General features: G+C 77.1%; 18 protein-coding genes. 11 read left to right on the top strand and 7 right to left on the bottom strand.

The features are described 5' to 3' along the window. The first annotated feature begins 80 nt into the window (after positions 1-80). Positions 81-1,286, top strand: a complete 1,206-nt coding sequence (locus FN207_RS21195) for an MBL fold metallo-hydrolase (RefSeq protein WP_142460446.1) — start codon at positions 81-83, stop codon at positions 1,284-1,286. Positions 1,287-1,290: 4 nt separating this feature from the next. On the opposite strand, the gene FN207_RS21190 is transcribed toward FN207_RS21195, so the two are convergent. From FN207_RS21190 to FN207_RS21170, 5 genes are all read right to left on the bottom strand, one after another. Further along, entirely contained in the window at positions 1,291-1,443 is a 153-nt protein-coding gene (locus FN207_RS21190) for a LacI family DNA-binding transcriptional regulator (protein ID WP_246066233.1), read from the bottom strand. A 99-nt stretch (positions 1,444-1,542) separates the two neighbouring features. After that, entirely contained in the window at positions 1,543-2,397 is an 855-nt protein-coding gene (locus FN207_RS21185) for an Fpg/Nei family DNA glycosylase (RefSeq protein WP_142460444.1), read from the bottom strand. A 74-nt stretch (positions 2,398-2,471) separates the two neighbouring features. After that, complete coding sequence (locus tag FN207_RS21180) at positions 2,472-3,962, bottom strand: NAD-dependent malic enzyme (protein ID WP_142460443.1); 1,491 nt, start codon at positions 3,960-3,962, stop codon at positions 2,472-2,474. 102 nt (positions 3,963-4,064) lie between these two features. Continuing rightward, positions 4,065-4,502, bottom strand: coding sequence for an SRPBCC domain-containing protein (locus tag FN207_RS21175; RefSeq protein WP_110906599.1), 438 nt, complete (start codon positions 4,500-4,502; stop codon positions 4,065-4,067). Then, on the bottom strand, positions 4,499-5,017 hold the full coding sequence (locus tag FN207_RS21170; RefSeq protein ID WP_142460442.1) for a DUF309 domain-containing protein: 519 nt from the start codon (positions 5,015-5,017) through the stop codon (positions 4,499-4,501). The genes FN207_RS21175 and FN207_RS21170 overlap by 4 nt, the downstream gene beginning before the upstream one ends. A 176-nt stretch (positions 5,018-5,193) precedes the next feature. Between FN207_RS21170 and egtA the strand changes: the two genes are divergently transcribed. From egtA to FN207_RS21130, 8 genes are all read left to right on the top strand, one after another. Then, on the top strand, positions 5,194-6,441 hold the full coding sequence (egtA, locus tag FN207_RS21165; RefSeq protein ID WP_142460441.1) for an ergothioneine biosynthesis glutamate--cysteine ligase EgtA: 1,248 nt from the start codon (positions 5,194-5,196) through the stop codon (positions 6,439-6,441). Further along, complete coding sequence (egtB, locus tag FN207_RS21160) at positions 6,438-7,721, top strand: ergothioneine biosynthesis protein EgtB (RefSeq protein ID WP_142460440.1); 1,284 nt, start codon at positions 6,438-6,440, stop codon at positions 7,719-7,721. Before egtA ends, egtB begins: the two co-directional genes overlap by 4 nt. Continuing rightward, positions 7,721-8,410: an ergothioneine biosynthesis protein EgtC gene (gene egtC, locus FN207_RS21155; protein WP_142460439.1), complete on the top strand. Its 690-nt coding sequence runs from the start codon at positions 7,721-7,723 to the stop codon at positions 8,408-8,410. The genes egtB and egtC overlap by 1 nt, the downstream gene beginning before the upstream one ends. Positions 8,411-8,432: 22 nt before the next feature. Continuing rightward, positions 8,433-9,395 (top strand): L-histidine N(alpha)-methyltransferase, encoded by a 963-nt coding sequence (gene egtD / locus FN207_RS21150; protein ID WP_142460438.1) that lies wholly within the window; start codon positions 8,433-8,435, stop codon positions 9,393-9,395. A gap of 72 nt (positions 9,396-9,467) precedes the next feature. Beyond that, a complete protein-coding gene (locus FN207_RS21145; RefSeq protein ID WP_142460437.1) occupies positions 9,468-10,280 on the top strand; it encodes a DUF4397 domain-containing protein in 813 nt (270 codons plus the stop codon). 5 nt (positions 10,281-10,285) lie between these two features. After that, positions 10,286-10,936, top strand: coding sequence for a class F sortase (locus FN207_RS21140; protein WP_142460436.1), 651 nt, complete (start codon positions 10,286-10,288; stop codon positions 10,934-10,936). Positions 10,937-10,989: 53 nt separating this feature from the next. Continuing rightward, the gene (locus FN207_RS21135) at positions 10,990-11,589 is read left to right on the top strand and encodes an RNA polymerase sigma factor (RefSeq protein WP_246066232.1); all 600 of its coding nucleotides are present in this window, start codon (positions 10,990-10,992) and stop codon (positions 11,587-11,589) included. Continuing rightward, on the top strand, positions 11,570-12,361 hold the full coding sequence (locus tag FN207_RS21130) for an anti-sigma factor (RefSeq protein WP_142460434.1): 792 nt from the start codon (positions 11,570-11,572) through the stop codon (positions 12,359-12,361). Before FN207_RS21135 ends, FN207_RS21130 begins: the two co-directional genes overlap by 20 nt. A gap of 68 nt (positions 12,362-12,429) precedes the next feature. Here the strand turns inward: FN207_RS21130 and FN207_RS21125 are convergent, their stop codons facing one another. Beyond that, entirely contained in the window at positions 12,430-15,873 is a 3,444-nt protein-coding gene (locus FN207_RS21125; RefSeq protein WP_142460433.1) for a DUF6923 family protein, read from the bottom strand. Between the two features lie 155 nt (positions 15,874-16,028). Here FN207_RS21125 and egtE point away from each other — a divergent pair, with 155 nt between their 5' ends. Continuing rightward, positions 16,029-17,159, top strand: coding sequence for an ergothioneine biosynthesis PLP-dependent enzyme EgtE (gene egtE / locus FN207_RS21120; RefSeq protein WP_221888338.1), 1,131 nt, complete (start codon positions 16,029-16,031; stop codon positions 17,157-17,159). A gap of 48 nt (positions 17,160-17,207) precedes the next feature. On the opposite strand, the gene FN207_RS21115 is transcribed toward egtE, so the two are convergent. Then, positions 17,208-18,602 carry an 8-oxoguanine deaminase gene (locus FN207_RS21115; RefSeq protein ID WP_246066231.1) on the bottom strand — a complete coding sequence of 465 codons (1,395 nt, stop codon included), beginning with the start codon at positions 18,600-18,602 and terminating at the stop codon, positions 17,208-17,210. 119 nt (positions 18,603-18,721) lie between these two features. Here FN207_RS21115 and FN207_RS21110 point away from each other — a divergent pair, with 119 nt between their 5' ends. Then, positions 18,722-19,597, top strand: a complete 876-nt coding sequence (locus FN207_RS21110) for an FAD binding domain-containing protein (RefSeq protein WP_142460431.1) — start codon at positions 18,722-18,724, stop codon at positions 19,595-19,597. The last annotated feature ends 17 nt before the right edge of the window (positions 19,598-19,614 follow it).

Genomic DNA, 19,614 nt, shown 5'->3' with positions numbered 1-19,614 from the left:
TCGTCGTCGACGGGTGCGACCGTACGGCGCCTCGTCGCGGTGACGCGGGTCGCGGCGGACCCCCGCGCCGGGCTGGGAAGATGGACGTCGTGCCGTCCCGCCGTCGCAGCGCCCTGACCGCCGCCGCCCTCGCCCTGCCCGTCGGTTTCGTCGCCCGCGCCGCCTGGGGGCTGCCCACGGCGATCGGCGCCGGCCGGCGCGAGATCCGCCCGACGGCGGCCGGCTCGCCGCAGTGGTCCGACGGGCGGTTCCGCAACACGCTGCCCACGCCGAGCCTGCCGCCGCCCAACGCCCGCCGCGGCCTGCTGCGGCAGTGGCACGACGACCGGCACGTCGGCCTCCCGGCCCGCCCGGTGCCGCTGGTCAGCCCGGAGGTCCCGGCCGATGCCGGCGAGCTCGCCGTCACCTGGTACGGGCACTCCAGCGCGCTGCTGGAGGTCGACGGCGCCCGCGTGCTGGTGGACCCGGTGTGGGGGTTCCGCGTGTCGCCGTCGCCGGTGTTCGGCCCGACCCGGCTGCACGAGCCGCCGGCGCCGGTGAAGACGCTCCCGCGGGTCGACGCGATCCTGATCTCCCACGACCACTACGACCACCTGGACCTGCCCACGGTGCGGGCGCTGGTCGAGCAGCAGAACGCGCCGTTCGTCGTCCCGCTGGGCGTGGGCGTGCACCTGCGGCACTGGGGCGTGCCCGAGGACCGGGTCGTCGAGCTGGACTGGGACGGCGCGACGACGGTCGGCGACCTCACGCTCACCTGCACCGAGGCGCGGCACTTCTCCGGGCGCTACCTGACCCGCGACACCACGCTCTGGTCGTCGTGGGTGGTGGCCGGCCCCCGGCACCGCGTCTTCTTCGGCGGCGACACCGGCTACACCCCGGCCTTCGCCGGCATCGGCGCGCGGCTGGGCCCCTTCGACCTGACGCTCATGCCGATCGGCGCCTACAACGACGCCTGGAAGCACATCCACATGGACCCCGAGGAGGCGGTGCGCGCGCACGGCGACCTCGGCGGGCGGGCGCTGCTTCCGGTGCACTGGGCCACGTTCAACCTGGCGTTCCACCGCTGGGCCGAGCCGGTGCAGCGGCTGCTGGCCGCCGCCGGCCGCTCGGGGGTGGAGGTCCTCGTGCCGCGGCCGGGTCAGCGGGTCGACGTCCTGTCCCCGCCGCCGCTGGAGGACTGGTGGAGCGCCGTCGGGTCGGCCGGACCGGAGGCCGATGACGCGGGCGCGGGCAGCGCCGTGCTCACGCGGGTGCTGTCGCGGCTGTCGGCGCTGCGGGCCGGCTGAGGCCTCAGGCGCTGCGGCGCACCACGAGCTCGGAGGGGAAGAACAGGGTCTCCTCGGCGGCGGCGCGGACGCGGTGCACGGTGGTCGCCGACACCGGCCCGGTGCCGCTGACCACCCGGGACACCGTCGCACGGGAGACGCCCGCGGCACGTGCCACGTGCTCGAGGGTGACCGACGGCGGCGGGTCGTCTCGCACGCAGCCGTCGTACCACCCGCCGGGCCCTGCCGGGGACCCCTCGGCGGGCTGGGACCGCTCTCAGCGCAGCAGCTTGCTCATCCGCCGGTCGGCCAGCGGCTTGCCGCCGGTCTGGCAGGTCGGGCAGTACTGCAGCGAGGTGTCGGCGAAGCTGACCTCGCGCACCGTGTCGCCGCACACCGGGCAGGGCAGGCCGGTGCGGGCGTGCACCTGGAAGCCCGACCGCTTCTCGCCCTTGAGCGTCGCCGCCCTCTGCCCGACCTGGCGGTCGAGGGCGTCGGTGAGCGTGGCCCGCATCGCGTCGTAGAGGCGGATGACCTCGTCGTCGGTGAGCTTGTCGGCCATCTTGAACGGCGAGAGCCGGGCGGTGTGCAGGATCTCGTCGGAGTAGGCGTTGCCGATGCCGGAGAGCATCGTCTGGTCGGTCAGCGCGCCCTTGACCTGCCCGTGCCGGCCGCCGAGCAGCGCGGCGAACTGCTCGCGGTCGACGGCGAGCGCGTCGGGGCCGAGCCGGCCGATGCCGGGCACCTCCGACGGCGAGCGGACGAGGTAGACGGCGAGGCTCTTGCGGGTGCCCTGCTCGGTGAGGTCGAAGCCGTTGCCGTCGTCGAGGTGGACCCGGAGCGCCAGCGGGCCCTTGCCGGGCTTGGGCGGGGCGGGAGGCAGGCCGGTGCGCCAGTGCAGCCACCCGGCACGGGCCAGGTGCACGACGAGGTGCAGGCCGGAGACGTCGAGGTCGAGGAACTTGCCGTGCCGGGAGGCGCCGGTGACCTCGAGGCCGGCCAGCGCCGACAGCGGCGGGTCGAACGTCTTGAGCGCCTGCAGCGCGGTCAGGTCGGCGCGCGCGACCACCCGGCCGACGGCGTTCTCCCGGAGGAACGCCGCCAGCGCCTCCACCTCGGGCAACTCGGGCACGCGGCCATGATCCCCGCCGCACCCGCCCGCCGTCGTCCCCGAACGTGTGCACTTCCGCGGAAGTGCACACGGGTTCAGCCGCCGAGCGACGTCCGGTCGGTGACGGTGGCGGTGGCGCCGGGCTCGGCGCGGGCCTGCTCGGCGACCGCGGCGGCCACCGCCTGCGTGACGGCGGGGTCGAAGACGCTCGGGATGATGTAGTTGGCGTTGAGCTGGTCGTCGCGGACGATCGCGGCCAGCGCGTCGGCCGCCGCCAGCAGCATCCCGTCGCTGATCTCGCGGGCGCGGGCGTCGAGCAGCCCCCGGAAGACGCCGGGGAAGGCCAGCACGTTGTTGATCTGGTTGGGCAGGTCCGACCGGCCCGAGGCGACGACGGCGGCGTGCTGGCGGGCGCGCACCGGGTCGACCTCCGGCGTCGGGTTGGCCATCGGGAAGACCACCGCGCGCTCGGCCATGGCGGTCAGCGCCTCGACGGGCAGCACGTTGCCGGCGCTCACGCCGATGAACACGTCGGCGCCGACGAGGGCGTCGGGCAGCTCGCCGCGCACGCCGGCTGGGTTGGTGCGCCGGGCGAGGTCGGCCTTGGCCGGGGACAGCCGCTCGTCGTCGGGCGAGAGGATGCCCTCGCGGTCCCACACGAGCACCTGCCCGGCCCCGGCCTCCAGCAGCAGGTGCACGATCGCCGTCCCGGCCGCGCCGGCCCCGGCGACGACGATCCGGACGTCGGGCAGGTGCTTGTCCACCACGCGCAGGGCGTTGCGCAGGGCGGCCAGCGCCACGATCGCCGTCCCGTGCTGGTCGTCGTGGAAGACGGGGACGTCGAGCCGCTCGCGCAGCCGGGCCTCGATCTCGAAGCAGCGGGGTGCGGCGATGTCCTCGAGGTTGATGCCGCCGAAGCCGGGCGCGATGAGCTCGACGGTGCGCACGATCTCGTCGACGTCCTGGGTGTCCAGGCAGATCGGCCAGGCGTCGATGTCGGCGAACCGCTTGAACAGCGCGGCCTTGCCCTCCATCACCGGCAGGGCCGCGCCGGGCCCGAGGTCGCCGAGGCCGAGGACGGCCGACCCATCGGTGACGACGGCGACCGTGTTGCCCTTGATGGTCAGGCGGCGCACGTCCTCGGGGTGCTCGGCCAGCGCCAGGCAGACGCGGGCCACGCCCGGCGTGTAGGCCATCGAGAGGTCGTCGCGGGTCTTGAGCGGCACCTTCGAGGCGACCTCGAGCTTGCCGCCCAGGTGCAGCAGGAAGGTGCGGTCGCTGACCTTGCGCACGGCCACGCCGGGGACGGCGCGCAGCGCCTCGACCACCTCGTCGGAGTGCGGGGCGTCGGCGGCCGAGCACGTGACGTCGACGGTGAGCCCGTCGGGCCGGGACTCCACGACGTCGATCGCGGTCACCGCGCCGCCGGCCGTGCCCACCGCGGTCGCGATGCGGCCGATGCTCGCCGGGTCGCCGTCGGCGGAGAGCCGGACGGTGATCGAGTAGGACGCCGAGGTCACCGGCCCGCGGGGGACGCCGGTCGGCTCGCCCAGGGCGGTGGGATCCGCAGCTGTGTCACTGGTCACACGACGATCGTGTCACCGCCGGGCCCGGCCCGCGCTCAGGTGCCGCCGACCGTGCACATCCGCGGAGATGCGCGGTGCACTTCCGCGGAAGTGCACGGTGGGTCAGCCGGAGGTGCGGGCGCGGCCCTCGGCCCGGGCCTTGACCCCGGCGCAGAACTGGCGGAACGACGGGTTGAGATCCGGCGTCGCGCGCTCGGTCACCCAGGCCAGCGGGCCGGTCTGGTCCTCGCGGACGGTGAGCACCGTGCCGCCGTCGTCCTGCGCGTCGAGCTGGTAGGTGCGCTCGATGACGGCCAGGCCCAGCGGCAGCCCGCCGCGCCAGCGCATGACCTCCCGCGGCCGGAGCTCGGTGACGGTGACCGCGAACGGGCGGCTGCGGATCATCGTGGCGTAGAGCGTCAGCCGCTCCCCCAGCGCGACGCGGCCCTCGACCCGGTCGACGCCGGAGTCCCAGTCGCGCCACGAGCCGACGTCGACCAGGTCCCGCCAGACCTCCTCCGGGCTCGCGTCGATCCGGACCGTCGCCTCAAAGCTCCTCATGGGACCTCCCCGGTCGAGTCTGCCCGCGGCCGGCGGGCCGGGCCAGGGTCGGCAGCAGCGTCGGCAGCAGGGTCGCGCAGCAGGAACGGCCGGTCCACGGCGGGCGGCCTCCGCGCCCACTCCAGCAGCCCGGCGACGTCGATCCCGTGCGGCGGTGCCGCCGCGTAGGGCGCCACGTTGTCCGCACCCCGCTCGACCAGCCGGGCGGCGCCGCGGTCGTTGCCCCGGGCGGCGTGGGTGAGGCCGACGGCGAGCTGCGCCAGGCCCCGCCACAGCTGCCGCTCCTCCCCCGGCGCGGCCTTCCAGGCGTCCTCGAGCACCTCGTGGGCGTGGAACGGGCGGCCGGCGTCGAGCAGCCGCTGCGCCTCGGTGAGCGCCTCGTCCGGCGTGCGCGGCACCCCCTCCGGCGCCCGCTCCTCCCCGGCCGCGCCGTGCGGCAGCGGACGGCCGAGGGCGTCGCGGGGGCGGGCGTTGCGGGCCCGCCCCGCGGCGTCGCGGTCGCGCGGGGAATCCACCCGGGGATCCTCCCGCGAACACCGGACGACGGCGCGGTGCACGTCCGGGGAGGGCTTGTCACCACCGTCGTGTAGTGCATGGATGACAGACGAGGACGGCCCCCCGCGCGGAGCCGCCCCCGCACCGACCCGCGGTCGCCCCGGCGACCGGTCCGGACCTGGAGGGGGTGGGCCCCGTGGCCCCTGCCGTGGAGGAGCGCACCGCGCTCGACCTTGAGACCGCCGTCGACGCGGTCACCGCCGGCGCGCTGCGGCCCGGCCCCACCGGCGCGGTCGGCCTGGAGCTCGAGGCGCACCTGGTCGACGTCGACGCCCCGGCCGTCCGGGTGCCGTGGGAGCGGGTGACCGCCGCGGTGGCCGCCCTGCCTCCCCTGCCCGGCGGCAGCCGGGTGACCCTGGAGCCCGGCGGCCAGGTGGAGCTGTCCGGGCCGCCGCTGCCCGGCGCCGCCGCCGCGGTCGCGGCGCTGCGGGCCGACCGCGCGGTGCTCGCCGCCGCGCTGGCCGCCGCGCGGCTGGGTCTGGCGCCGGTGGGTGCCGATCCGCTGCGCCGGCCGGCCCGCGTCAGTCCGGCGCCGCGCTACCGGGCGATGGAGCGGCACTTCGCCGCCGCCGGCTGCGGCGCCGCGGGGACGGCGATGATGACCGCGACCGCGTCGCTGCAGGTCAACCTGGACGCCGGCCCGCGCGGTGGGTGGAGCCGCCGGGTGGCGCTGGCCCACCAGCTCGGCCCCGTGCTGGTCGCCGTCTCCGCGTGCTCGCCGCTGCTCGGCGGCCGGGCCACCGGGTGGCGCTCGTCGCGGCAGCAGGTGTGGGGCGCGCTCGACCAGGCCCGCTGCGGCCCGCTGCTCGGCGGGGACGACCCGGCCGGCGAGTGGGCGCACTACGCGCTCGCCGCACCGGTGATGCTCGTCCGCGACCCGGACACCGGCACCGCCGAGCCGGTGCTTCCCCGCACCCGCTTCGCCGACTGGGTCACCGGCGCGGTCCCGCTGGGCGGGCGCCGTCCCACCGCGGCCGACCTCGACTACCACCTGTCCACGCTCTTCCCGCCGGTGCGGCTGCGCGGCTACCTGGAGATCCGCTACCTCGACGCCGCCCCCGAGCCCTGGTGGCCGGCCCTGGCCGCCGTCACCACCGCCCTGCTCGACGACGCCCGCGCCGCCGACGCCGCGGCCGAGGCCACCGCGCCCGTGGCCGGCGCCTGGGACCGCGCCGCCCGCGACGGGCTGGCCGACCGCGACCTGCGCACCGCCGCGGTGCGCTGCCTGGCCGCCGCGCTGGCCGCCGTCGACCCGTCCCTGCGGCCGGAGGTCGAGGCGCTCGCCGCGCTCGCCGAGGCGGGCCGCTCCCCGGGTGACGCGCTCCCGGGCGACCCGGCCGCCGCCCTCCTGACCGCCACCGAGACCCCGGAGGTGCGCCCGTGACCGCCGTGCACGAGCAGCTCGCCCGCGACCTGGAGACCGCGCGGCAGCGGACGCTGCTGCTCACCGACCACGACGAGCCCGAGCTGCTGCGCCAGCACACCCCGCTGTTGAGCCCGCTGGTGTGGGACCTCGCGCACGTCGCGCAGCAGGAGGACCTGTGGCTGCTGCGCGACGGCGACACCCGACGTCCGGGCCTGCTGCCGCCCGCGGTGGAGGCGCTCTACGACGCCTTCGCCCAGCCCCGGGCGGTGCGCGCGCGGCTGCCGCTGCTGCCGCCGGTCGAGGCGCGCGCGTTCGGCCGGGAGGTCCGCGGCCGGGTGCTCGACCGGCTGGAGCGGGCCGGTCCCGACGACGACCCGTTCGACGTGGCCATGGTGGTCAGCCACGAGCAGCAGCACGACGAGACGATGCTGCAGGCGCTGGCCATCCGCACCGGCCCGCCGCTGCTGGGCGAGGGCACCCCGCTGCCGCCGGGGCGGACGGGGGTGGCCGGCACGTCGGTGCTGGTGCCGGGTGGTCCGTTCGTGCTCGGGGTCGACGCCGCCGACGAGCCGTTCTCGCTGGACAACGAGCGGCCCGCGCACGTCGTCGACGTCCCCGCCTTCCGCATCGGCCGGGTGCCGGTGACCAACGGCGAGTACGCGGCCTTCGTCGCCGACGGCGGCTACGACACCCGGCGCTGGTGGTCGGCGCGCGGCTGGGCGCACCGGCAGGAGGCCGATCTCGAGCGCCCGCAGTACTGGAGCCCGACCGGCGCGGTCCGCACCCGCTTCGGCGTCCTCGAGGAGATCCCGCCCGACGAGCCGGTCCAGCACGTCAGCTTCTTCGAGGCCGAGGCCTACGCGGCCTGGGCCGGCGCCCGGCTGCCCACCGAGGCCGAGTGGGAGAAGGCCGCGGTGTGGGACCCGGCCACCGGCCGCCGACGGCGCTGGCCGTGGGGCGATGCCGCCCCGACGCCGGCGCTGGCCAACCTGGGCGGCTCGGCGCTGCGGCCCGCGCCGGTGGGCGCCTACCCCGGCGGCGCGTCGGCGGTCGGCGCCGAGCAGATGGTCGGCGACGTCTGGGAGTGGACGTCGTCGGGCTTCGAGGCCTGGCCCGGGTTCACGCCGATGCTCTACGCCGACTACTCCGCGCCCTTCTTCGGCGGCGACCACCGGGTCCTGCGCGGCGGCGCCTGGTCGGTGGAGCCCTCGATCCTGCGGCCCAGCTTCCGCAACTGGGACCACCCGATCCGCCGGCAGGTGTTCAGCGGGTTCCGGCTGGCCTGGTCGGTGGACTGATGTGCCGCCACCTCGCCTGGCTGGGCCGGCCCCGGTCGCTGTCCTCGCTGGTGCTCGAGCCGCCGTCGTCGCTGCTGGTGCAGTCGTGGGCGCCGCGGCGGCAGCGGTACGGCACCGTCAACGCCGACGGCTGGGGCGTGGGGTTCTGGGCGGCGGGCCGCGAGGGCCCGGCACGGTGGCGGTCGGCGCGGCCGCTGTGGGGCGACCCGTCGTTCGCCTCGGTGGCGCCGGTGCTGGTGTCCGGGTGCGTGGTGGCCGCCGTCCGCTCTGCCACGGTGGGCATGCCGCTGGAGGAGAGCGCCGTCGCGCCGTTCACCGACGGCCGCTGGCTGCTGTCGCACAACGGCCGGGTGGACCGCGCCGTGCTGCCGCCGGTGCGCGACGCCGAGTCCACCGTGGACAGCGCGCTGCTCGCGGCGCTGGTGTTCTCCCGCGGCGCCGGGGCGCTCGGCGACGTCGTCCGGGAGGTGGGCGTCGCCGATCCCGCCGCCCGGCTCAACCTGCTCGCCGCCGACGGCAGCCGGCTGCTGGCCACCACCTGGGGCGACACGCTCTCGGCTCTGGTCACCGACGAGGGGACCGCGCTGGCCAGCGAGCCGTGGGACGACGACCCCGCCTGGACCGACGTCCCCGACCGCTCGCTGGTCGAGGTGACCCCCGACGGCCTGACCGTCACCGCGCTGACCTGACCGATCCGAGCAGAGGAGACCCGTGACGACGACCCGCCACCTCGCCCCCCAAGACCCCGCGGCCGCGCTGCGGGCCGACGTCCTCGCCGGGCTGACCGCGACGCCGAAGTGGCTGTCCCCGCGCTGGTTCTACGACGCGCGCGGCAGCGAGCTGTTCGACGAGATCACCCGGCTGCCCGAGTACTACCCGACCCGCGCCGAGCGGGCGGTCCTCGCTGCGCACGCCGACGAGATGGCCCGGGCCTCCGGCGCGGATGTGCTCGTCGAGCTCGGCAGCGGCACCTCGGAGAAGACCCGCCTGCTGCTCGACGCGCTCACCCGGGCCGGCACGCTGCGGCGCTTCGTCCCCTTCGACGTCGACCCGACCGTGCTGGAGGCGGCCGGCGCGGCGATCGGTGCGGAGTACCCGGGCGTCGCCGTCGACGCCGTGGTCGGCGACTTCACCGAGCACCTGACGCTGCTGCCCCGCTCCGGACGGCGGCTGGTGGCCTTCCTCGGTTCCACGATCGGCAACCTCGAGCCCGCCCCCCGGGCGGCGTTCCTGGCCGAGCTGGCCGCCACCCTCGCCTCCGGCGACGCCCTCCTGCTCGGCACCGACCTGGTCAAGGACCCCGCGCGGCTGGTCCGCGCCTACGACGACGCCGCCGGCGTGACCGCCGCGTTCAACCGCAACGTGCTCACCGTGCTCGACCGCGAGCTGGGCGCCGACTTCGATCCGGCCGCCTTCGACCACGTGGCGCTGTGGGACGCCGAGCAGGAGTGGATCGAGATGCGGCTGCGGTCACGGACCGACCAGGTGGTCACCGTGCCGGCGCTGGACCTGACGGTGCACTTCGCCGCGGGCGAGGACCTGCGCACCGAGGTGTCGGCCAAGTTCCGCCGCGCCGGCGTGGAGGCCGAGCTCGCCGCGGCCGGGCTGCGGACGACGCACTGGTGGACCGACCCGGCCGGCGACGTCGCCGTCTCCCTCTCGGTGCCCATCTGAGGGCGGGTGCATCCGGACCTGCGGGGCCGCGGGAAGGGGAGGTGTCAGCACCCCCAGCTCCCGGAGGACCCCGTGACCCGGACCCGCACCCTCGGCCTCGCCACCGTCGTCGGCACCGGCGCGCTGCTCGCGCTCGCCGCCGCCCCGGCGTCGGCGGCCGACACCGCCACCGTCTCCGTGCTGCACGCCGTCCCGGACACCCCGGTGGACGTGTACGCCAACGGCGAGCGGCTCATCGACGACTTCCAGCCCGGCACCCTGACCGACCCGCTGTCGCTGCCGGCCGGCTCCTACGACCTGGCGCTCTTCCCCGCCGACGCCCCCGACGGCTCCGGCGCGCCGCTGCTGTCGGCGAACGGCGTCGCGGTCCCCGCCGGCGCGAACGCCACGGTGGTCGCCCACCTCACCGCCGAGGGCCAGCCCGCGCTCACGCCGTTCGTCAACGACACCTCCGCGGTCCCGGCCGGTCAGGGCCGCGTCGTCGTCCGGCACGTGGCGGCCGCGCCGGCGGTCGACGTCCGCGCCGGCGGCCAGGTCGTCGCGCCCAACCTGACCAACCCGAACGAGGCGGCGCTCGAGGTGCCGGCCGGCACGGTCAGCGCCGACGTCGTCCTCGCCGGCACCTCCACCGTCGCGCTCGGCCCGGCCGACCTGGCCGTGACCGAGGGCGCCACGACGATCGTCTACGCGTGGGGCTCGCAGGATGCGGGCTTCGAGCTGGCCGTGCAGACGATCAGCGGCGGGCACTCGGCGCCCTCCGGGGTCCCCGGTGGCACCGCCGGCCTGGCCGACGACGACCTGCCGCTCCCGCTGCTCGGCCTGTCCGCGCTCGGGCTGGTCGGTGCCGGGCTGGCCGCGCGCCGGCTCGCCACGACGCGGGCCTGACGGCCGTGCGTCCCGCCGCCGCCGGTGTGGTCCTGGGTCTGGCCCTCGCCGTGGGCGTGCCCGCGACGTGGGCTCTGACCCGGCCGCCGGCGGCGGCGGGCGCGCCGGTCGAGCAGGCGCTCCCCGCACCGTCGAGCACTCCCCCGCCGGCCGACGTCCCGGCGGTGCCGGGCGTGCCCGTCCGCGACGCCGCCCCGGCACCCGCGCCCGCCGTCGTCCCCCCGGTGCGGCTGGAGGTGCCGGCGCTCGGCGTCGACGTGCCGCTGGAGGAGTCCGGCGTGCGTCCCGACGGGCAGATGGCGCTGCCGGACGACGTCGGCCGGGCCGGCTGGTACCGGTTCGGGCCGGTGCCCGGAGCACCCGGGTCGGCGGTGCTCGCCGGCCACGTCGACGACGCCGAGCAGGGCCTCGGTGAGCTCGCCCCGCTGCGGGAGGCCGAGCCGGGACAGGAAGTCCTGGTCACCGACGCGGCGGGCGCGACGACCCGCTGGCGCGTGGTCGCCCGCGAGACGCTGGACAAGCAGGCGCTCCCGGTGGACCTGCTGTTCGGGCGCGACGGGCCGCCGCGGCTGACGCTGGTCACCTGTGGCGGACCGTTCCTGCCCGAGACCGGCGGCTACCGCGACAACGTCGTCGTGGTCGCGGAGCTCGCGTAGTGACCGGCCTGCTCCCGTCCCGGACGGGCTCCGGACGGCATAGGGTCGAGCGGGTGACCACCGAGGCCGAGCCCGCGCCCGCGGGCCCGGCCGGGCCCGACGACGCCGAGGTCGGCCGCCGCTTCGCCGCCGGCGAGGAGCAGGCGCTGGCCTGGGCCTACGAGCGGTGGGCGGCGCAGGTGCACGGGATGGCGGTCCGCGCGTTCGGCCCCGGCCCCGACGCCGAGGACGTGACGCAGCAGGTCTTCATCTCCGCCTGGACCGGGCGCGCCGGTTACCGGCCCGAGCAGGGCCCGCTCCCGGCCTGGCTGACCGGCGTCTGCCGGCACAAGATCGCCGACACCTGGGCCCGGCGCGACCGGCAGCGGCGCGCCACCGAGGCCGCCGTCGCCGAGCTGAACGCCGCGCCCGCGGGCGGTCCCGCGCCGGTCGACAGCACCGTCGCCGACCGCGTGCTGCTGCTCGGCGAGCTGGACCGCCTCGGGCAGCCCCAGCGCGGCATCATCGAGCTCGCCTTCTTCGCCGACCTCACGCACACGCAGATCGCCGAGCGCACCGGCCTGCCGCTGGGGACGGTCAAGAGCCACATCCGGCGCACCCTGGAGCGCCTGCGCGACCGGTTGGAGGTGGACGGTGCCGCACTGCACGCCTGAGGACCTCGGCCTCGCGGCGCTGGGCGAGCCCCTGGCCGACGACGAGGCCGCGCACCTGGCCGACTGCGAGAGCTGCCGCGGCGAGGTGGCGCGACTGCGCCGCGCCGTCGACGCGCTGGCCGTGCCGGAGCTGGCCGCGCCCGGGCCGCCGGTCGCGCCGCCGCCGGGGCTGTGGGCCGGGATCGCCGCCGCCACCGGGGTGTCCGCGGCCCCGCGCGCCGACGTCGTCGCGGCGTCCGCGCCGGCCGCCGGCCCGGTGCCCGACGTCGTGCCGGGACCGCTGCCCGCGCCGGTGGAGCCGCCTACCGAGCCGGTCGCGCCGGTGGTCCCGCTGCGGCCGCGCCGGTCGCGCCTGCTGCTCGCCGCCGCCGCGGCGCTCGTCGTGGGGCTCGGCGTCGGCGCGGGTGCGGTGGCGCTGGCCAACCGCGGCGACGACGGCGTCCCCGTGGCCGCGACCGTGCTCGACCCGCTCGACGGCAGCGACGCCTCGGGCCGCGCCGAGGTGGTCGAGCGGGCCGACGGCACCCGGGTGCTGCAGGTCGAGCTCACCGCGGGCGCCCCGGCCGAGGGCTACTACGAGGCGTGGCTGCTCGACGAGTCGGTGTCCGGGCTCATCCCGCTCGGCGTCGTCCGCGCCGGCACCGAGGAGTTCGAGCTGCCCGCCGGCCTCGACCTCGGCGAGTACCCGGTGGTCGACGTCTCCGTGGAGCCGCTGGACGGCGACCCCGCCCACTCCGGCGTCTCGGTGGCCCGCGGCCAGCTCGACACCTGACGCGCGGCGGCCCGGACCCCCCGTGGGTCCGGGCCGCCGTGCCGATCAGGTCAGGCGTGCCGGTCAGGTCAGGCCGGCACCTCCGCCCGGCCGCGCCGCCGGCCGACGACGACCAGGACCGCGCCGCCGACCACGAGGAACCCGGCGAGGACCAGCAGCGGCAGGGCGTCGGTGCCGGTGGAGGCGAGGGCCGCCGCCGGTGCCGGTGCGGCCGGGGCCGCCTCGACGCTGGCGCCGTAGCTGCCCTCCACCGCCTGGCCGTAGGCGTCGGTCACCCGGTAGGTCACCGGGGTCGCTTCGCCGCTGAAGCCCGGCAGCGGGGTGAACGTGACCACGCCGGTGGCCCGGTCGAGGACGTAGGTGCCCTGGCCGGCCACGACGACGGTGTCGACCGCGGCCCCCGAGGCGTCGAGCAGCGTGACGCTGCCGCCGGCGGGCACCGGGATCGCGGTGGCCCGCTGCGCCACCCCGGCCGCACCAGCCGTGCTCAGCCGCGACGCCGGGGGCGCCGACGGCTTGGCGACCGTCGGGACGGCGGTGCCGGTGGCCGTCTGCCCGTAGGCGTCGGTGACCCGGTAGGCCGCCCCGTGCGCGGTGCCGGAGAAGCCGGCGGCCGGCGCGAAGGTGACGGCGCCGGTGGCCGGGTCGAGCGTGTAGGTGCCCTCACCAGGCACGGTCAGGCTGGTCACCGGGGTGCTGCCGTCGAGCAGGGTCACCGTGCCGCCGGGCGGGACCGTCAGGCTGACCGTGTGCGCCTGCGTGCCGGTGCCGGACGAGGTCACCGTCGGCGCGGACGGCGCGGCCGGCGGCACGACGGTCGCCGTCCAGGTCGCCGTGACCGCCTGACCGTAGGCGTCGGTCACCCGCGTGGTCACCGGCGCCGCCGGGCCGGAGAAGCCGGCGACGGGCGTGAACCGGACGGTGCCGCCCACCACCGCGTAGGTGCCCTGGCCGGCCACGGTCAGCGTGGTCCGCGGCGTGCCGCCGTCGAGCAGCACGAGGGTGCCGCCGGGCGGCAGGGTCACCGTCGTCTCCTGCGCGGTGACGGCCGGTCCCGAGGTGGACCGGTCGGGGACGACCGGCGCCGCCGGCGGGGTCACCGCGGGCGTGTAGATGCCCTGCGCGGAGGTGCCGTAGGCGTCCACCACGCGGTAGTCGACGGGGGTCGCCGCGCCGGAGAAGCCGAGGACCGGGGTGAAGGTGACCGCGCCGGTGGCCGGGTCGAGCTCGTAGCCACCCTCACCCGGGACGGTCAGGGACGTCACCGGGTCCCCGTCGGCGTCGAGCAGGGTCACCGTGCCCGACGTCGGGACGGTCAGCGTCTGCCCCTGCGCCGCCGTCCCCACGCCCGTGCTGGTCCGCGCCGGCGCGGCCGGGCCGGTCGGCGGCGTGACCTCCGCGGTGTAGGTGCTCGCAGCGGTCTGGCCGTAGGCGTCGGTCACCCGGTAGTCCGCCGCGGTGGCGGTCCCGGAGAAGCCGAGGACGGGCGTGAAGGTCAGCACGCCGGTGGCCGCGTCGAGGGCGTAGGTGCCCTCGTCCGGCACGGTCAGCGTGGTCACCGGGGTGCTGCCGTCGAGCAGCGTCACCGAGCCACCGCCGGGCACGGTCACGGCCGTGGCCGGCGACTGGGCCGCGGTGCCCACGCCGGTCGAGGTGAACGGCGACGCCGACGGCGGGGCGGGCGTCGTGACGGTCGGCTGGTGGGCGCCCTCGTCGGCCTGGCCGTAGGCGTCGGTCACCCGGTAGGCGGCCGGAGTCGGGGAGCCGCTGTAGCCGAGGTCCGGGGTGAAGGTGACCGTCGCGGTGGCGGCGTCGAGCGCGTAGGTGCCGCCGGTGACCGTCACGGTGGTGGCCGGGTCGCCGTCGGCGTCGAGCAGGGTGAGCGAGCCGCCGGACGGGGCGGGGGTCACCGTCGTCGACTGCGGCGCGGTGCCCACACCGGTCGTGCTGCGGTCCCCGGCCACCGGGGCGGCGGGCGCGGTCACGGTGGCGGTGTACGTGCCGGTGCCGGTGTTGCCGTCGGCCGCGGTCAGCCGGAAGGCGACGGCCGGGGCGGTGCCGGTCCAGCCGTTCACCGGGGTGAAGGTGAACGACGAGCCGGAGACGGCGTAGGTGCCCTCCCCCGACACGGTGAGGCTGGTGACCGGGTCGCCGTCGCCGTCCAGCAGGGTCGCGGTGCCGCCGGCCGGGACGCCGGAGGACACCGACTGCGCGACCGGGCCGGGACCGGTGGAGGTGAGGGTCCGGGCGGCCGGGGCGACGACGAGGGTCGCCGTGTTGGCCGCGGTGTCCAGCTCGTTGCCGATGACCGTGACCACCGACGAGGAGCCGACGGTGGCCGCGGCCGGCGAGGTGCCGCTGAAGTCGTAGGTGTCGGAGGTGCCGTCGGGCAGCTGGCCGGACACGCACTGGACGTGGGCGCCGGTGAGCGTGCAGCCGGTCGGGACCGACACGGCGGTCACGCCGGCCGGGACGTCGAACTGGAAGACACCGCCCGAGGACCCGCCGGGCCCGGCGTTGCTGACGACGACCTGCCAGGTGATCGGGCTGCTCGGCGCCGCGGGGGCGGGCGGGGTGACCGTGAGCTGCAGGTCGGCCGGCGCGGACGGCGAGGTGGCGCCGTCGTTGCTGCTGGTGGAGGGGCCGGCGATGGTCGAGACCCGCGTGATCGTCGGCACGGCCGCGGCCGGGTCGTGCACCGTCACCTGGGTGATGGTGCCGGTCCCGTTGTTGGAGAAAGCGAGGTTGCCGTTGCCATAGGTCCACGCCGCCCCGTAGCCCGAGGCGTCGGCCGACGGGAAGACGGTGCCGGTGGGGATCCGGGTGACCGTGCCGCCGGTGACGTCGAGCCGGATGAGGGTCTTCGTCGACCCGCTGATCTCGACGCCCCACAGGTACCCGTCGGACCAGGTGAGGTCGATGGCGTTGAAGTCCTGGGACGGGTCGATCGTGGCGACGACCGTGCGGGTGGCGACGTCGACGGCGTACACGTCGCTGGTCGTCACGTTCGTCTTGACGTAGAGGACGTCCGCGGTGGCCCCCTCACCGAAGGCACCGGCGGCGTAGGAACCGCCCGACGGGGCCGGCAGGCCGGTGACGGCGCCGAGCGTCGTCGCCACGCCGTCGGTGGAGCGGATCTGCACGAGGTTGGCGGTCGTGGACGCGATGCCGTAGAGGTCGTTGTCGGCGACCCGGTAGCCCACCGCGTTGTAGGCCATCGACGCCGCCGCGCCGATCGAGTGGATCTCCACGCCGCCGTTGCCGGAGTTCGCCAGCCGCGACTGGACCGCGTGCCGCAGCGTCGAGTTGGTACCGCCCACGTACTCGGGGTCGGTGTTCGGGATCACCTGCGCGATGAACACCGTCGGCACGGCGGGCGCGCTGCTGGCGGTTAGGACGACCCCGGTGGTGCCGGCGCCGGCGGCGGCGACGGCCAGGGTGACCCCGGCGGCGACGAGACCGCGGGCGCCCCGGCGGGGGCGGGGGGACGGACGGGTGGGGCGACGCAGCACGGACTCTCCTCGGATCGCGACAGGGCCCTATCGGGTGAGGCGGAGGGGCAGTTGAGGCGGACGGGACAGGTGGTGCGAGAAAGGTCGGTGACCGCATCCGCGCAGGTCACAAGTCGACTGCCGGGGTCGCGGGCGGTTCGCCTACCGTCGGGCGGGTGACCGCGCTCGACCTCCGCCTGCCGCAGGACGACCTCGCCGACGCCTGGCGCACCGCCCGCCCGCGCCCGGCCGGCCGGCACCTGGACACCGCCGCGTGCAGCCGGCAGAGCAACCGGGTCCTCGAGGCGGTCGCGCACCACGCGCGGCACGAGGCCGAGCTCGGCGGCTACGTGGCCGAGGCGACCGCCGGCGACCTGCTGCAGCAGGGCCGCAGCGTGATCGGCGGGCTGGCCGGCATGGCCGCGGCCGACGTCGCCTTCGTCGAGTCCGCGCAGGCCGCCCTCGCCGCGCTGCTGGCCGCGTGGCGGCTGCCGGCCGGCACGCGGGTGGCCCGTACGCCCGGGGAGTACGCGCCCAACGCCGCGATGCTGCGCGCCGCCGGGCTGGAGTCGGTCCCGCTCGCGGTCGACGGCGACGGCCGGGTCGACGTCGCGGCGCTCGAGCGGCTGCTGGCCACCGACCCGCCGCGCTTCGTGCACCTCACCCACGTCGCCAGCCACCGCGGCGTCGTCCAGCCGGCGGCCGAGGTGGCGGCACTGTGCCGGGCACACGGGGTGCCGCTGGTCCTCGACGCCGCCCAGTCGCTCGGCCACGTCGACGTCGACCTCGGCGCCGACGTCGTCTACTCGACCTCGCGCAAGTGGCTGGCCGGCCCGCGCGGCGTCGGCTTCCTCTGCGTCCGGCCGGCGGTCGCCGCGCAGCTGCAGCCGGTGCTGCCCGCCCCGGCCGACCTGCCGCCGGTGCGCGGGCTGGAGAGCGGCGAGGCGCACGTGGCCGGCCGGGTCGGGCTCGTGCTCGCGGTCGGGGAGCACCTGGCCGCGGGGCCGGTGCGGGTGCGCGAGCGGCTGGCGGCGCTGGGCCGGACGGCGCGCCAGGTCCTCGACGGCGCCGCGGGCTGGCGGGTCGTGGAGCCGCTGGACGAGCCGACCGCCACGACGACGCTGCGCCCGCCGGACGGGGTCGACGTCGTCGCCACCCGGGCGCGGCTGCTCACCGAGCACGGCATCGTCACCACCGCGGCCGGCCCCGAGCGCGCGCCCGAGGAGATGACTGGGCCGGTGCTGCGGGTGTCCCCGCACGTGGACGGCACCGTCGAGGACCTCGAGGCCCTCGCCGCCGCCCTGTGACCGTGCATCTCCGCGGAAGTGCACGGCGCACTTCCGCGGAGATGCCCGTCAGAGGGGCGCCTGCAGGCGCTCGGACACCCGGCGGTGGACGGCGAGCTGCTCGTCGAGGCCGGGGTGCACCGGGACGCCGTCCTCCACCACGAACCGCCCGCCGACGACGGTGTGCCGCGCGGCCACCGGCCCGCAGCGCAGCCACGCCTCCACCGGGTCCGACAGCGCGCCGGCGAACGCGGGCCCGGTCAGCGGCCACACGGCGAGGTCGCCGCACGAGCCCACCGACAGCTGCCCGATCTCGCCGGTGCGCCCCAGGCAGGCCGCGCCGCCGCGGGTGGCGACCTCCAGCGCGTCGCGGGCGCTGAACGACCCCGCGCCGTGCCGCAGCTTGCCCTGCAGCATCGCGGTGCGGGCCTCCAGCCACAGGGACGCCGCGTCCGCCGACGCCGACCCGTCCACGCCCAGCCCCACCGGCGCCCCGGCCGCCCGCAGCTCGGCCACCGGCGACAGCCCGCTGCCCAGGATCATGTTCGACGACGGGCAGTGCGCGGCGCCCACCCGCGCGGCACCGAGCCGCTCCACCTCGGAGGCCGACGGCCACACGACGTGCGCCAGCCACACCCGGTCGCTCATCCACCCGACGTCGGCGAGGTAGTCGACCGGGCGGCGGCCGAAGCGCTCGAGGCAGAACGCGTCCTCGTCCTGCGTCTCGGCGAGGTGGGTGTGCAGCCGCACGTCGAGCCGCCCGGCCAGCTCGGCGGTGCGCGTCATCAGCTCCGTGGACACGCTGAACGGCGAGCACGGGGCCAGCGCCAGCCGGGTGAGCGCCGTCGGCGAGCGGTCGTGGTGGGCCTCCACCAGCCGCTGGGACTCCGCGAGGATCTCGTCGTCGTCCTGGACGACGCTGTCGGGCGGCAGCCCGCCGTCCTTCACCGACAGCGACATCGAGCCGCGGGTGAAGTGCGAGCGCATGCCCAGGTCCTGCGCCGCCCGCACCTCCGCGCCGATGAGGTCGCCGGCGCCGCGCGGGTGCACGTAGAGGTGGTCGGTCGAGGTGGTGCAGCCGGCCAGCGCGAGCTCGGTGAGCCCCACGTAGGCCGACACGTACGCGGCCTCCTCGTCCAGCCGCGCCCACAGCGGGTAGAGGGTGACCAGCCAGTCGAACAGGCCGCCGGTCAGCGCGGGCGCGAAGGCGCGGGTGAGGTTCTGGTACAGGTGGTGGTGGGTGTTGACCAGCCCGGGCGTCACCAGGCAGCCGCGCGCGTCGACCGTGCGGTGCGCGTCCGGCCGCGGGTCGCCGGGCCCGCCGACCCCGCTCACCACGCCGCCGGTCACGGCCACCCAGCCGCCGGGGATCTCCCGCCGCCCGTCGTCGACGGTGGCCAGCAGGTCGGCGTCGTGGACCAGCAGGTCGGCGGGGGGCGCGGGCGGGCCGGCGGTCGTCTCCACCCGCCGCATCCTGCCCAGCCCGTGTGAACACGGCGAGTCGCCACGGGACGTCGCGCAACCCGACCGGAACGAACGCGGACTACCGTGACCGTCCCCCGCACCACCGACGAGGAGTAACGATGGACTTCCTGCAGCCCGCGACGTGGGAGGAGGCGCTGGAGGCGAAGGCCGCCGCCCGCGACGCCGTTCCCATCGCCGGGGGCACCGACGTCATGGTGGGGATGAACTTCGGCCGGCTGCGCCCCTCGCTGCTGCTCGACCTCACCCGGGTCCCCGAGCTGCAGCAGTGGGCCGACGACGACGGCGCGGTCCGCCTCGGCGCGGGCGTCCCCTACGCCCGCGTCATCTCCGAGCTGGGCGACCGGCTGCCGGGCCTGGCGATGGCCGCGCGCACGATCGGGTCGCCGCAGATCCGCAACCGCGGCACCGTCGGCGGCAACCTGGCCACCGCCTCCCCCGCCGGCGACGCGCACCCCGCGCTGCTCGCCGCCGACGCGGAGGTCGAGGTGGCCTCGGTCCGCGGCACCCGCCGCATCCCGGTCACCGAGTTCTACCGGGGCGTGAAGCGCTCCGCGCTGGCCGACGACGAGCTCATCGCCGCCGTCCGCATCGTCCCGCCGCGCGGCCCGCAGCAGTACAGCAAGATCGGCACCCGCAACGCGATGGTCATAGCCGTCGCCGCGTTCGGGCTGGCGCTGCACCCCGACCGCCGCGCCGTGGGCACCGGCATCGGGTCGGCCGCGCCGACGCCGCGCCGCGCGCCCGCGGCCGAGGAGTTCCTCGCCGGCGAGCTCGACGGCCTGTGGGACTCGCGTGCCGAGCTCCCCGCCGCCACCGCCACCCGCTTCGGCGAGATGGTCGCCGCGGCGGCCGCCCCCATCGACGACGTCCGCGGCACCGCCCGCTACCGCGTCCACGCGCTCTCGGTCATGGCGCGGCGCGCGCTGACCTGGGCCTGGGCCGACTACCGGAAGGGAGACCCGACGTGCGCCTGAGCTGCACCGTCAACGGC

Source organism: Geodermatophilus aquaeductus, assembly GCF_900182545.1.
Classification (GTDB): Bacteria; Actinomycetota; Actinomycetes; order Mycobacteriales; family Geodermatophilaceae; genus Geodermatophilus; species Geodermatophilus aquaeductus.
Note: the sequence above shows the minus strand (reverse complement) of the source record. Positions and strands in the feature narration are given on the sequence as shown.